A 14,202-nucleotide genomic window follows, 5' to 3' on the forward strand; every position below is an offset into this window, starting at 1 on the left:
TATCTTAAGGGTATTTCTTAAGATACCTTATAGGCAATCTATTAAGCTGTAGCTGACCTTTGCTTTCATAAATTAAATCATTAATGAAAGCAGCGATTTTGAAACATGCGGGAGGCCCCGAAAATTTTTTAATAGAAGAAAGAGCCATACCAACGCCAACAGATGGCTGGGTTTTGGTTAAGGTAAAAGCTTTTGGACTCAATCGTTCAGAACTAATGACCCGTAAAGGACTTTCGCCCGGCGTGAGCCTTCCGCGTGTATTGGGTATAGAGTGTGTGGGTGAAGTAGAGAACGATCCCTCAGGAGAGTTTAAGCCCGGACAACAGGTAGCCGCTTTTATGGGTGGCATGGGCAGAGATTTTGACGGCAGCTACGCTGAATACACTTTGATACCCAAATCATTGCTCAGCTCCTTTGAAAGCATACTTTCCTGGGAACAGTTAGGCGCTATGCCGGAAATGTTTCAAACTGTATATGGCTCGCTCCATTTGGCATTAAAGATCCAGCAGGGCGAAACCATTTTAATCAGGGGCGGCACTTCCTCTATCGGTATGCTGGCCATCCAACTGACCAAAAACAGTGGGATGACCGTAATTGCAACAACAAGAAACCCGGATAAAAGGGAGATGCTCATCAAAAACGGCGCAGATCATGTTGTGATCGATGACGGCTATATCGCAGATAAAATAAATGCCATCAGTTTCACCGGTGTAAATAAAATATTGGAACTGATTGGTACATCCACCCTGAAAGATTCACTGGCCTGTGCCGCACCTGGTGGAATTGTTTGTATGACAGGCATGTTGTCCGAGCAATGGTCCTTTCACGAATTTGCGCCAATGGAATATATCCCGGCAACAGTTTGCCTGACCGTTTACGACAGTGGGCAGATCAGGGTAGATCAACATAGTTTTCAAAAATTCATTAATGACGTGGAAGATGGCAAAGTTAATCTAAGCATCGGCCGCACTTTTCGGTTAGAGGAAATCGCTGCGGCACACAGTTTAATGGACAGCAACACTGCCGGTGGCAAAATTGTTGTATTAACCTGACCCTGTTATAAACACCCGCATATAACTTATAAGGCTGCAATTTGGTTTCCCGGCCTCATCGATCTAAAAATAAGGAGGGCTTTGTCAAGCTTTTATCATAATCGACTCAAATAAATACCTTTGAGCCAATTACGACGTAAGTATTCATGATGAAAAAAATATTTCTGTTAACCACGCTATTATTTATCTCCGGATTAACCGCCTTTGGAAACCATTTGTCAATGCCTCCAAAGAAGGGATTAGATACGGCCACCTTTGCTACCGGCTGCTTTTGGTGTACCGAAGCAAAGTTTAAACAATTAAAAGGCGTAAAAATGGTCATATCCGGCTTTTCTGGCGGAACAGTGGCTAACCCAACTTACAAACAAGTTTGCACCGGTAAAACAGGACATGCTGAAGCCTGCAATATCATTTTTGACCCTTCGGTAATTTCATTTGATGAGTTGCTTGAAGCCTTTTTTGTAGCCCATGACCCTACCCAACTGAACATGCAGGGCAATGATGTAGGTACCCAGTACCGGTCCGCAATTTTTTATCATAACCAGGTCCAAAAACAAAAAGCTGATTATTACATCGGCAAGTTAAATGCAGAAAAGGCTTATAAAAATAAAATTGTTACAGAGGTTACTCCCTATAAGGTTTTTTACAAGGCAGAGGATTACCATCAAAACTATTTTGCGCAAAATGGGGACCAGCCTTATTGTAAATATGTGATCCAGCCCGAACTGGAAAAGTTTAAAAAAGTATTTAAAGACAAACTAAAGAAATGAGATCACTGATCATTGCATTTGCATTGGTAGCAGGTTTGTTTGTTACGGCAAGTGCACAAAATATCAAAACAACAAAAGGCCACGAAAACAACCCCTATTATTCCAACACCGATACCAAACATCTGGATGTATCAGATGCGGAATGGAAGAAGATTTTGCCAAAGGCTTTATACGCCACAGCCAGAGAACAGGCTACAGAACAGCCTTTTACCGGGCAGTACTGGAACAAGAACGCCAAAGGGACTTACTATTGCGCGGTATGCGGTAACCAGTTATTCCGTTCGGATGCCAAGTTTGCCAGTAATTGTGGCTGGCCCAGTTTTTATGAACCGGTGAGAAAAAACAGCGTGATCTACAAAGAAGATGAATCATACGGAATGCAACGCACCGAAGTGATCTGCGCCAGGTGCGATTCGCATCTGGGCCATATATTTAATGACGGCCCGGCACCTACGCATAAAAGATTCTGCATGAATTCTGTTTCGCTGGATTTTCAACCGGACGGTTTAGGGAAATAACCTCTTTGGCATTACACTAAACTGTTCGCTTAATTCAGCATCCGGTACTCATTGGGTGTAGCACCGGTGTGTTGCTTAAAAGACCGCGTGAAATGCTGAGGATATTTAAAGCCTAACTCGTAGGCGATCTCACTTACAGACTTAGAGGTATCGAATATCTTCTCCTTTGCTACATCCATTGTTTTCAATTGTATGTATTCCTGGGCTGATTTGCCTGTTTCTTTTTTTATAAGATCGCCAAAATAATTGGCAGATAAATTTAACTGATCAGCGCAGTAATTAACAGATGGAAGGCCAAGTTCTTTTGGCTTATCTGACGTGAAATAGTCATTCAATAATTCCTCGAACCTTTGGAGAATACCTTTGTTGACATTTTCGCGGGTGATGAACTGCCGGTCGTAGAAACGCACGCAATAATTCAGCAAAAGCTCAATATTACTTACAATCAATGTTTTGCTGTGCTTGTCTATCCCTCGTTTTAATTCATACATGATCTTTTCATAACAGTCGTAAATGATCTTCCGCTCACTTTCAGATAAGTGCAGCGCCTCATGCACCTCATAGGAAAAGAAATTATAATCGGCAATATGGCGGCCAAGCGACGTGCCTCTGAGCAAATCAGCATGAAAAACCAAAGCCTTGCCTTTTGGCTGGTAAAGTTCGCCATTGTTTTCTATGCCGATAACTTGTCCCGGTCCAACAAATACTAAAGTGCCTTCCTCGTAATCATAATAGTTACAACCATAATGCAGGTCGCCACATTTGATCTCTTTCAGAAACACAGTATAAAAACCATAATTTATCCTGCGGTTCAATCTTTTGTCGGCCTTAGAGAGATCAACAATATTGACCAGTGGGTGCAGGGTTTCATTATTATTAAGTGCATTATACTGCCCTACCGTATCTATGCGGGTTACATTTTCCATTTATTCATCCTTTAACATACTCAAAGATAATTCATTGATAACCTGTTTGCATGGTGTGATATCCCAATCAGTAATAATGGTAGGTAATCCAGTAATTGGTATAACTAACGCGTCACAATTACGCCCGACATTTGTATTTATTAATCACTTACCAATAATAAATTTTAATCAATGAAATATAGAAAATTAGGTAAAAGCAACCTGGAAGTATCTACACTTGGCTTAGGTTGCATGGGTTTAAGCTTTGGCTATGGGCCCGCCGCAGATAAAACGGATGCCATTAAACTACTGCGTGCAGCAGTTGAGCTGGGCGTCACTTTTTTTGATACCGCAGAAGCTTATGGCCCTTTTGCCAATGAAGAATTATTGGGCGAGGCGCTGGAACCATTTCGCGACCGATTAGTAATTGCCACTAAGTTTGGATTTGCCGGCGGCGACGCTAAAGCAGGTTTAGACAGTAGTCCAAAACGTATCAGGGAAGTTGCTGAAGCGTCGCTTAAGCGCTTAAGAACCGACCGTATCGACTTGTTTTACCAGCACCGCGTAGATCCAAACGTGCCTATGGAAGATGTTGCCGGCACCGTTAAGGACTTAATACAAGAAGGAAAAGTCAAACACTTCGGGATGTCTGAAGCTGGCGTACAAAGCATTCGCAAAGCACACGCTGTACAGCCGGTGGCGGCCTTACAAAGTGAATATTCGCTTTGGTGGAGAGAGCCTGAAAAAGAAATTATTCCTGTTCTTGAAGAATTAGGAATAGGCTTTGTGCCGTTCAGCCCGCTTGGAAAAGGTTTCCTTACCGGGGCAATTAATGAAAATACAAAATTCGACAGTACCGATTTCCGCAATATTGTACCCCGCTTTTCAACCGAAGCCAGAAAGGCAAATCAGGCTATGGTCGATCTTTTAGCAAGCATCGCCCAGGAAAAGGAAGCAACACCGGCACAAATTGCTTTAGCGTGGTTATTATCACAAAAACCATGGATAGTCCCTATCCCCGGCACAACCAAATTGCATCGTTTGGAAGAGAACTTAGGCGCGGTTGAGGTTGAGTTGACGGCGAATGATCTTGCCCAAATTGAAGAGGCTGCATCTAAAATTGAAATTGAAGGCGCCAGGTATCCCGAACATCTGCAAAAGAGGGTTGGGAACTAAACGGCCCTGTAACGCAAGCCTATGAAAACATTATCGCAATTAAGTTTTTGATTCTGACACTGATGGTTTTATCAGCAAATTGCGCTAAGGAATAGTAGGTAAATACCCAAAAACAAGGTTCACCTAATAAAAATGTACCAGTTGTTTATTTGGAGCAAGACTGGATAAAGGCCTGCTTTCTATGTCTGAAAATTAACAGCACTCGTTTATACGAAGAGGGGCAACAATGAAAAAAATACTTATTATGGGAGCCAGCGGAAGTCTTGCGCAATATGTAGTCGAGGCAGCGAAACAGTTGGAAAACGTCGCGCTCACCCTATTTGCAAGGGATAAGAACCGGCTTTCAAAACGCAACATCAACAATTGCACTATCATCCAGGGCGATGCAACGGATTATAATGATGTAAAAAATGCTGTTTCAGGTCAGGACCTAATATATGTAAACCTTGCCGGTGATCTTGAGGTAATGACAAAGAATATTGTAAAGGCCATGCAGGAAAATGGTGTCAAAAGAATAATTGCAATCAGTTCCATCGGTATTTATGATACCCCATTGAAACCGGTATTAGGCCCGTACCTAAAATTGGCAGATGCTATCGAAAAATCCGGCCTGGTTTATACCATTTTAAGGCCAGACTGGTTTACAAATGCCAATGAAGTGGACTATTCACTTACACACAAAGGCGAGCCGGAAATCGGCGCAGCCATTTCCAGAAAGAGTATTGCTGCATTTATTACTACTATTTTTAAGGATCCTGAGTTGCACAAGAACGAAAATTTGGGTATCAGTAAACCAACTAAATAACACCTCAAACAATAATTAAAGACGATAGCTTCATGAAGATAGGAGAAGGAATACCGATAGCTATATGTTTATTATGTTCAGTTCTGCAAATGATGGCTTAAATCAAAAACGACAATAAAAAAAAACAAAATGACTTCTATAACAGCAAAAGGTGAACCTGCACCTAAAGAATATTTCACAGGCAGCGTTTGGGTAAACATGGTAGTAAAACCCGATGATCACCTAAACAGTACAATAGCCAAAGTGACTTTTGAACCGAAAGCACGTACAAACTGGCATAGCCACCCTTACGGTCAAATTTTAATAGTTACTGACGGTATTGGTTACTACCAGGAAAAGGGGAAGCCCATTCAGATTATTAACACAGGTGACGTGGTTAAGATTCCTGTGAACGTGGAGCACTGGCACGGCGCTTCGCATGAAAGTGCAATGACACATATCGCTATTGTTCCCACAGATCAAACTGGTACAGTATGGCTGACGCCCGTTACGGATATTGATTATAATAAAGAATAAATCAGAAGATTTGATTAAGAAATATCCAACTCTATCAGATTGTTTTGCATTTGAATAAGTTATTCTAATGCAAAACAATTTTTTAATACCCTGCAAGATTGCTCTAACCACTCAACTTTTCGACTGATCCCTTATTGCTCATTATTTTTTGAAGCCGATTTGATGCTTGCGGCGACAATGAATTTTGATGCCGAGACCCTTAGGTGATACTTCATCATAACAGCTTGTAGTCAAATAATAGGGGTGGAATAGTACACAGGTGTTTGATGATCGACTGTTCTTTGCGAAAGTTAAATTTATTTTGGACCTCTTAGTGCCCCAATAACTCCATTTAACTGATCAACGCTGTTTGGGCTATATGACGCTAATATAAATGCAACACGCCCATCTTTGACAACAATATTGGTAGGGAAAAACGAAATACCATATTGTTTAATCAGTGCGGCCTGATCCGCTATTACATTAAAGTCGAATTTTGTTTTAGCCAGAAAATCCTTTACCCTTGCAGCAGGGTCCCGGGTTATAGCTATGAAAACTACATTTTCATCTTTCTTATATTTTTCAACAAGCTTGTTTAACTCCGGGATTTCTATCCTGCAAGGCGCACAGCTTGTAAACCAAAAGTTTAACACTACTACTTTGTCTTTAAGTTCGCTTAACGTGTATTCCTTGCCATTTAGATCAGTTGCAGAAAAAGCAGGTGCGGTACCTCCTGGCTTTACAACCTTCTCTGACTTTTTCAGCTGCATGCTTTTTAATATACCATTGACTACGTTTGGCTCAAATGAAAATTGACCAGTCTGTAGTTTAGTGGTGAATTGTGCAGCGTCGATCTTCCGATTGTCTTCATCGAAGTAAGCAGTGTTCGCATTCGGCTGTAACATTACATGGCTTGTATCTGCAGCCGTACCGGAAGATTGGGATGCAGTTTGCGCATAGGTTGCTAAGCGTAATAATAGCATCGCCGCTACAATTAAATATATTCTTTTCATGTTTTTATAATTTTTCTCAAAATTACAGATGTCCTTTTTACAGTTTTGTTAACGCAGTACTAATTAGTGTTAAACACTGTTAACCGAAACATATATAAAAAACATTTCACGTACCTTGGTTGCTGAAGAGTGTGCCCAATGAACAAGCGATTAGGTTTTATTTTTATAATAGCAATATGCACGGGGGCCGGAATCATCATTTTTCAGGTCTATTGGATGTTGCATACATTCAAAATAACTGAAGATAATTTTTATACAATTGCTTCAAATGCTTTGCAAAAAAGTATCAACAGCTACCAGATTAAACAAAACAACCGGTATCTGAATTTTAAACCAGGAGATTCCACCGTTTCAGTTTCTATGGATGCAAAGCAGTTCCCAGATAGCCTGTCTCCCATAAAAAAGACAGTCCCAATTAACAACGCGGTTAAAAATCACTTACCCTTTCAGCCCTCTCAAGGTAAAGTGCACTTAACAGGTGCTAATATGGAAATGGTCAAAACAATGATGGCCCGGATGATGGCGCAGTTAATGGCCAAACCGGTAGACTTGAATGATTTAAAACCCCTTTTTGCAAACGAGCTAAAAAAAAACAAGATCGATCTGCCGTTTTTTCTCTCACTTAAATCCATTAATAATACCAATAAATTATATGCACATGTAGTAGTGGGTTACCCTGACTTCTCAAAGAATAGTTCTCTTGTTTATGCTGATTTCAAATTAAGCAGGTATTATTTCATCAAGCATGATCTTGTTTCCCTTTCCGTTTCCTTGTTCCTTATTATTTTGACGGCAGGTTGCCTTTGGTATATGTGGTATGTAATAAGGCAGCAGGTAAGATTAGATGATATTAAGAATAACTTTATCAATAACATGACTCATGAGCTGCGCACGCCCGTTTCTATTTTAAAATCTACCCATGAAGCATTGGATAAATTTGGTGAGGTTGAGGATAAGGAAAAAACATTACGTTATTTGAAGATCAATCAGTCAGTTTTAATTAAACTGGAAAATAACATCGACCGCATTCTGGATATTACCCGGTGTGAGAGGAATAAAAAGCTTGCCAATTTAGAGCCAATCCAGCTCGAATCATATATAAAAGAGATCATAGACAGGTTCTATTTGAACATTTCTTTTACTTATGAGTTGGACGCTGCAGTAATAAGTGACAGGTATATTATTGATACCATTGTTTCAAATTTGATTGATAATGCCTTGAAATATAAGGCTATAACCGACCCTGAAATTAAATTAGCCATAAGCCGCATCACTAACGGATGGGAGTTAAAGATACAGGATAATGGTTTAGGAATAGATGCTCAATATCTTCCTTTTATATTTGATAAATTTTACCGGGTTCCAACCGGTAATTTACATGATGTTAAAGGTTTTGGACTTGGGTTAAGCTATGTGAAAGAACTCACCGGCTTGCTAAACGGGAAGATTTTTGTTCAAAGTAAACCGGGGGTTGGTACAACCTTTACAATTCAATTCCCATCGATATGGAAAAAATAAAAATACTATTGGTCGAGGATGAGGAAATATTGGCAATGGTTGTTAAAGAAACGCTGGAAAAGCGCGGTTTTGAAATTGCTATTGCAACAAATGGAGTAGACGGCTGGAGTAAATTTAATTATGACAAGCCTGATATTTGTTTAATTGACATTATGATGCCTCGAAAAGACGGTTTATCGTTAGTTGCGGATATTAGAAAAGTGGATGAACTTGTGCCGGTTATTTTTCTTACTGCCAGGACACAAACCGCTGATGTGCTTAAAGGCCTGGAAATTGGTGCTGATGATTATATAAAAAAGCCGTTTAGCATGGAGGAGTTGATCCTTAGAATAAAAGGCCTTATTCGCAGAACAGCCAAGGCAACCAAAGAGGTTATTATAATATCAGACCAGGAATCCAATGCCACTATAGGCGATTATCATTTTAATTATACCCGCCTTAAACTTATTTATAAAGCTGATGTAGTTACAAACCTTTCACAACGGGAGGCGGAACTACTCAAACTACTGCTTGAAAATAAAAATGATTTGCTTGATAAAAGAACAGCCCTGTTAAAGATCTGGGGGGAAGACACTATTTTTACTTCAAGAAGTATGGATGTGTATGTTACGCGATTACGCAAATATTTATTGAATGACGCCAGGGTAGAAATTGTTAACGTTAGGGGAAGAGGATATAAACTGGTGGATTAAAAAAACAGTTAAGTAATGAATTGACCCCTGATTTATGGTAAGTCTAACTTGTGCAGCATTTTTACAATCATAAATTCAACAGCCTGAAATACCCACTCTTTGAGGATAGAAACAACGTGTTCTGTTGTACCAACCGCACCTGCTCCGGCCAGAAAACTGAAAGGTGGTTTTCCTCACTTACAATCGTAAGCAGTGCCTGAGCAAGTTTTGCGGAATCATCCGATTGCTGTCCGTTTGCGCCTTTCAAAAATTCCATTTATTGTTTTCTTCCCTCTTCGTAATCTCACCCCACTTGGTGCAACACATCAATAATTAAAAAATCGCGGGGCATGCCATTATACCTGTTAGCGGCTGTATACCCCCCTGCATCCAGATTACGTGCATAGGCTTCGCCTTCATCCTGTAATACGTCATTCTTTTCGGTGATTACGAATTTTATTTGCCTAGAAACATGGAATAGTACGCGGATAAACTGACCTGATTCCCTACAGTTTGGCATACTTAGACCCGGCCGGGTTTTCATTTAATTATAAAATGAATGAAGTTTTATTTTATAAGGCCAGTACGATTTTAACCCATGTTAATATTTGCCCGCTCTCTTGCAGATAGCTTTGTCCTGTCAAAACAAATAAACATTTCAAGAAATAAAAACATGAAGAACTTATTATTAACAATTGCAATGAGTGTACTGGGTTTCACCTCATTTGCCGCAACACCAACTCAATCAAACAAAAAAATGGAAACAATTATTTTAGTCCATGGCGCATGGGCAGATGTATCTTCATGGGATGCAGTAGTACCGCTATTGAAAGCACAGGGTCATGAGGTTATCGCTGTTAACCTTGCAGGCCACGGAAAAGACGAAACATCATTCGCAGGTATCACCTTTAAAACTTATGTTGACCAGGTAAAAGAAGCAATCGGCACCCGCACGAATGTGATTTTAGTGGGACACAGTTTTGCCGGATTAGTGATCAGCCAGGTTGCAGAAGAAATCCCCGCACAAATACACAAACTAATTTTTCTTGCGGCGGCCCTTCCACACGATGGTGACAGTCTTTTAGGACTTGCTAAACTGGATGCCGGATCTCATATAAGCAAATACCTCACTATAGATAAAGAGCATGGCGCTGCCATAATTGCTAAAGAAGGTGCAGCAGATATTTTTGCCGCAGATGCGCCTCAGCAAGTTCAGGACTACATCGCAGCTAATGTTAAAGCAGAACCATTGGTACCTCTTGCTACACCAGTACACCTGACTGAAAAGAATTTTGGCAGCATCAAAAAGGTGTATATCCATACCACTAATGACCATGCCATCAGCTATCCTGCACAACAGTATATGGTAAAAAACAGCAAGATAGATAAAGTATACACACTGGAAAGTAGCCATACCCCTTTCATTTCTATGCCGGATAAACTTGCCGACATCATCATTACAGAGAGTAAATAATCAATATTTTTCATTTAGTTTAATGCCGAAGCCCTGCCGGATAATACTCCCGGCGGGCTTTCTTTTAACCAGAGTTTGGCTCAAGCGTATTTGGTCTTTTCTATGCCCAGTTTTTTCATCCTTGATCTGAGGGTTGATACATTCATGTCCATCATTTCAGCAGCCCCGCCGGCCCCCTGGAGCTTCCCGTTACATTTAATCAGAATACTAACGATATACGCCCGTTCATTTTCCTCAATTGTCCGGGTTTCTGTCGCAGGCAAAATGCCGGAACTGTTTTTCTGAAAGGACGGAAAGTGGAGGTCCGTAATTATGCCGTTGGTTGTTAACAGGACACTTCTGGCCATTAAATTTTCAAGTTCACGTATATTTCCAGGCCACGGGTAATTCAGCATGGTCTGTATTACCTGGTCAGTGAGTTTAACAACGGGTTTCTTCTCTTTTTGCGAATAAAACGCTAAAAAATGATTGGCCAGTAATACCAGGTCTTCTTTGCGTTCCCTCAACGGAGGCAGCATAATAGGAAATACAAAAAGCCGGTAATAAAGGTCCAAACGGAACCGGCCTGCGGCAACTTCGTCTTCCAGATTGCTATTAGTGGCAGCGATAATACGCACATCTATTTTTCTTTTTTTTCCTCCGATAACATCGATTTCCTGTTCCTGCAATACGCGAAGCAGCTTAACCTGCATATCCTGGGGCAATTCTCCTATTTCATCTAAAAAAACAGTACCCTCATTTGCTTGTTCAAATTTCCCTGTTCTTTTTTCATTGGCCCCTGTGAATGCGCCTTTTTCGTGGCCGAATAGTTCTGACTCAACAAGATTGGCAGGAAGCGTGGCACAGTTTACTACGATGAACGGTTTTGATCTGCGTGCCGAAATACGGTGAATAGCTTGTGCTACCAGTTCCTTGCCGGTGCCGCTTTCTCCCGTTATCAGAACTGATATGGAGGAATTGCTTACTATTTTGATATTATTCAGCACCGCGTTCATTTTGGGACTTATGCCGATAATTTCCTTTAAGTCTGCATCATCGGATTTTGAAAGAATCGCTTCCTGGTTTTGCTGATGGAGATACAAGGCCACTTCAATAGCTACGAGCACATCTTTATTCCTGAAGGGCTTAACCAGGAACCCATAGGGCCGGGTTGCCTTCGCCGCATTTAGAATTTCTTTGCTTGAATTGGCGGAAAGAAATATAAAGGCGATATTTTCTGATCTCAGTATTTTGGCCAGGTCTATGCCATTTAATTTACCTTGTAAACGGATATCCAGTAAAACCAGGTTAGGATGCTCTTTGGTTTTAATTTTCAGGGCCTCGTCTACTGAAGCAGCTATCGGGCAAACCGCATATCCTGCTTTACTGAGACAAATCCTCAGGCTGTTAGCTTCTATAAATTGGTCTTCGACAATAAGTATCTTGTTCATAATCAATAGATAAGATACCGATTAAGCTGACGCTTCACCATTAGTTTGTAAAAGGCTGGCGTACTCAAGCGGATATTTTTTAAACCATATAGTGATCTTAACACCAGGACTGCTTTCAATGCTGATATCCCCGTGGATTTCTTTGGTCAGTCCGTTAATTAGTTGCAATCCCAGGGAACTTGTGTTTGCCTCGATGGCCCCCTTGTCCATTCCGATGCCGTTATCAGCCAGAACCAGCTTTAAGGTTTCACCCTGTTCGTGTAAGGAAATAGCAATCTCCCCAGGTTGGTCGTCCGGAAATGCGTATTTGATGGCATTAGTTAAAGCCTCGTTGATGATCAGCGCAATGGGTATAGCAATTGATGCATCGAGGTTGAGCGAATCAATTTCCAGATGAAAATCGATCCGCTCAGAATTGTCAAAGCTATCCTTCAGGTATAGGATGAGTTCTGGTATATACCCGGCCATATTGATGGTTTGAATATGTTCTACCTGATACAGTTTTTGATGTATCAGAGACATGGCGTATATACGGTTCTGACTTGTTTCTATCGCCCTCAAGGCATCGTTTTCAAGGTAAGCGGCCTGCGATTCCAGCAGGTTGATAATGGTTTGCAGGTTGTTTTTTACCCGGTGATGTACTTCTTTGATAAGCCATTCTTTTTCGTGCAGCAAACGTTCTAAATACCTGTTTTTTTGACTGATAACCTCGTTTTTATGCAATATCTCTGCACTTTTTTTAGTAATGACCCGGTTGGTGTGCTGTTTGTTTCTGTACTGCTTATACAGAAGGCCGGTAAATATTAACAACACAAGTATGGCCCCAATGGTGATATTCTTTTCCAGTTTGGACTGCTTAACTTTAATTTCCTGAAGCTTGTAATTTTGATTCAGTAAAGCAATATGCTGGTCTTTAATTTTTAGTGCATTTTCCTTTTCCTTTACGTCATATTGCACCTCCAACCGCTTCACTTCTTTGTTTTGGGCCTGTCTCAAATTAAACTCCTCCAGGCCGCGATAATCTGCCAGATGATTCATCGCCGCGCGGTAATCTCCGGCAGCACTGTCAGCCAGGTAAAGCATATAATTCAGGTGGCTCTTAGCTGCAGAAGTCATCTGGTTGCCAATGGTTTTCCACACCATGTCTAAATATGGTTTTGCTTTTGCATATTGCCCGGATTCCACATAAAGCTGCCCAATATCGTTATAGGCGGTCATATCTTCCATCCCATTTTGCTTTTTGCTCAATTGTAAAGTCCTCAAAAAATAGGTGCCCGCTTTATCATAAACTTTCATATCCCGGTAGATATTCCCTATAATTGAATCATAGGTGATTTCATCAGTTGTGGTTATTGGCGGATAATCTTTCATCGCCGCTCTAACATAACGTAAAGCCTCCGCGTATCTTTTCAATTTACGCAAGGCCCTGGGAACCAGGCCAAACACCCGGCGGTCGGCTAAACTGGATCTCCCGGCATGAATTTTATAGCTATCTACAGCAATATTGTAGAAATAAGCACCTTTTTGATAATCCTCCTCATTGATACTGATGTTCCCCCTCATTACATAAAAGTCACCCGCAGCACTATTGTCCCCTGTTGCTTTCATGGTGTTTATGGTTTGGGTGATGTAATTCAGGGCTTTTTCCGGGTTTCCCCTTACCCAATTTAATTCTGCCAACTGGTAATAAGTATAATGCAAATGCGGATAGCCTATGGCCTTATATCGCTCAACCACTTTCAGTAATTCAGGCTCGGCCGAAGACTTTCCCTGGTCGGCATGAACCATCGCTATATCTTTCAGCGCCAAAATTTCTTTTGCGGGTAAATGATACCGGATACTTAATTGCCTTGCTTGTTCGGCAAGAAGCAAAGCTTTTTTCCAATCGTCTTCCTTTTTGGGTTTTTCTCTCAACCAATATTTAAAGCTCAAATTTAGTAACAAATCAATTTTTGAAGTATCATTAAGCAAGTGCAGGATATTTTCAGCAGATTTCATATCATTCCGGAGGGTAAATACTTCCGCCAGGTAAAGCTGGGCATTATTGTAACCGGATGTATCACGCAATTTAGCGCTTAATTCACGTGCGGCTTCTGCAAAATTCATCGCGCGGTCAAGATCTATTGTTTCTCTTAAAGGTTTGTTAATGTTAATATTGGCCAGGCTCAGCAACAAGTGCGTCCTATGGATGTCAGCTTTGCTTTTTTTCAGGAGCGTTAATAGATGGTTTTCTTTTTCAGGGTTTACAGGTTTTGGCGCCGGATAATATTGGGCAGGGGCAGCAAAATGCAATAATAGCATCAGGGTGGTGATAATTAAGCGCTTTGCGATGGTGCCAGTTTTTGGGGCCATTAGGTGTTTATTGTCAAATTCAG

General features: G+C 40.9%; 14 protein-coding genes. 9 read left to right on the forward strand and 5 right to left on the reverse strand.

Features of this window, described 5'->3' with window-relative positions:
* Positions 1-83 precede the first annotated feature (83 nt).
* The 3 genes from Q0R88_RS16180 to msrB all read left to right on the forward strand — a co-directional run bounded on the left by Q0R88_RS16180 (position 84) and on the right by msrB (position 2,340).
* Positions 84-1,052: a zinc-binding alcohol dehydrogenase family protein gene (locus Q0R88_RS16180; protein ID WP_295717971.1), complete on the forward strand. Its 969-nt coding sequence runs from the start codon at positions 84-86 to the stop codon at positions 1,050-1,052.
* 149 nt (positions 1,053-1,201) lie between these two features.
* Positions 1,202-1,822 carry a peptide-methionine (S)-S-oxide reductase MsrA gene (msrA, locus tag Q0R88_RS16185; protein ID WP_295717975.1) on the forward strand — a complete coding sequence of 207 codons (621 nt, stop codon included), beginning with the start codon at positions 1,202-1,204 and terminating at the stop codon, positions 1,820-1,822.
* Entirely contained in the window at positions 1,819-2,340 is a 522-nt protein-coding gene (msrB, locus tag Q0R88_RS16190) for a peptide-methionine (R)-S-oxide reductase MsrB (protein ID WP_295717977.1), read from the forward strand. Before msrA ends, msrB begins: the two co-directional genes overlap by 4 nt.
* Positions 2,341-2,369: 29 nt before the next feature.
* On the opposite strand, the gene Q0R88_RS16195 is transcribed toward msrB, so the two are convergent.
* Positions 2,370-3,266 (reverse strand): helix-turn-helix domain-containing protein, encoded by an 897-nt coding sequence (locus Q0R88_RS16195; RefSeq protein ID WP_295717979.1) that lies wholly within the window; start codon positions 3,264-3,266, stop codon positions 2,370-2,372.
* A 171-nt stretch (positions 3,267-3,437) separates the two neighbouring features.
* On the opposite strand from Q0R88_RS16195, the gene Q0R88_RS16200 reads away from it, so the two are divergent.
* The 3 genes from Q0R88_RS16200 to Q0R88_RS16210 all read left to right on the forward strand — a co-directional run bounded on the left by Q0R88_RS16200 (position 3,438) and on the right by Q0R88_RS16210 (position 5,742).
* On the forward strand, positions 3,438-4,421 hold the full coding sequence (locus tag Q0R88_RS16200; protein WP_295717981.1) for an aldo/keto reductase: 984 nt from the start codon (positions 3,438-3,440) through the stop codon (positions 4,419-4,421).
* Between the two features lie 226 nt (positions 4,422-4,647).
* A complete protein-coding gene (locus Q0R88_RS16205) occupies positions 4,648-5,226 on the forward strand; it encodes an NAD(P)H-binding protein (RefSeq protein WP_295717983.1) in 579 nt (192 codons plus the stop codon).
* A gap of 129 nt (positions 5,227-5,355) precedes the next feature.
* Entirely contained in the window at positions 5,356-5,742 is a 387-nt protein-coding gene (locus Q0R88_RS16210; RefSeq protein WP_295717985.1) for a cupin domain-containing protein, read from the forward strand.
* Positions 5,743-6,038: 296 nt separating this feature from the next.
* Here the strand turns inward: Q0R88_RS16210 and Q0R88_RS16215 are convergent, their stop codons facing one another.
* Positions 6,039-6,734 carry a TlpA disulfide reductase family protein gene (locus Q0R88_RS16215; protein WP_295717988.1) on the reverse strand — a complete coding sequence of 232 codons (696 nt, stop codon included), beginning with the start codon at positions 6,732-6,734 and terminating at the stop codon, positions 6,039-6,041.
* Between the two features lie 216 nt (positions 6,735-6,950).
* Between Q0R88_RS16215 and Q0R88_RS16220 the strand changes: the two genes are divergently transcribed.
* Positions 6,951-8,252, forward strand: coding sequence for a HAMP domain-containing sensor histidine kinase (locus tag Q0R88_RS16220; RefSeq protein ID WP_295717990.1), 1,302 nt, complete (start codon positions 6,951-6,953; stop codon positions 8,250-8,252).
* Entirely contained in the window at positions 8,240-8,944 is a 705-nt protein-coding gene (locus Q0R88_RS16225; protein ID WP_295717992.1) for a response regulator transcription factor, read from the forward strand. Before Q0R88_RS16220 ends, Q0R88_RS16225 begins: the two co-directional genes overlap by 13 nt.
* 283 nt (positions 8,945-9,227) lie before the next feature.
* Here the strand turns inward: Q0R88_RS16225 and Q0R88_RS16230 are convergent, their stop codons facing one another.
* Positions 9,228-9,467, reverse strand: coding sequence for a hypothetical protein (locus Q0R88_RS16230; RefSeq protein WP_295717994.1), 240 nt, complete (start codon positions 9,465-9,467; stop codon positions 9,228-9,230).
* A 129-nt stretch (positions 9,468-9,596) separates the two neighbouring features.
* Between Q0R88_RS16230 and Q0R88_RS16235 the strand changes: the two genes are divergently transcribed.
* Entirely contained in the window at positions 9,597-10,397 is an 801-nt protein-coding gene (locus tag Q0R88_RS16235; protein WP_295717996.1) for an alpha/beta fold hydrolase, read from the forward strand.
* A gap of 80 nt (positions 10,398-10,477) precedes the next feature.
* On the opposite strand, the gene Q0R88_RS16240 is transcribed toward Q0R88_RS16235, so the two are convergent.
* Positions 10,478-11,827 carry a sigma-54 dependent transcriptional regulator gene (locus Q0R88_RS16240; protein WP_295717998.1) on the reverse strand — a complete coding sequence of 450 codons (1,350 nt, stop codon included), beginning with the start codon at positions 11,825-11,827 and terminating at the stop codon, positions 10,478-10,480.
* A 21-nt stretch (positions 11,828-11,848) separates the two neighbouring features.
* Entirely contained in the window at positions 11,849-14,179 is a 2,331-nt protein-coding gene (locus tag Q0R88_RS16245; protein WP_295718000.1) for a histidine kinase dimerization/phosphoacceptor domain -containing protein, read from the reverse strand.
* Positions 14,180-14,202: the final 23 nt, after the last annotated feature.

It is taken from the genome of Mucilaginibacter sp., assembly GCF_025362475.1.
Classification (GTDB): Bacteria; Bacteroidota; Bacteroidia; order Sphingobacteriales; family Sphingobacteriaceae; genus Mucilaginibacter.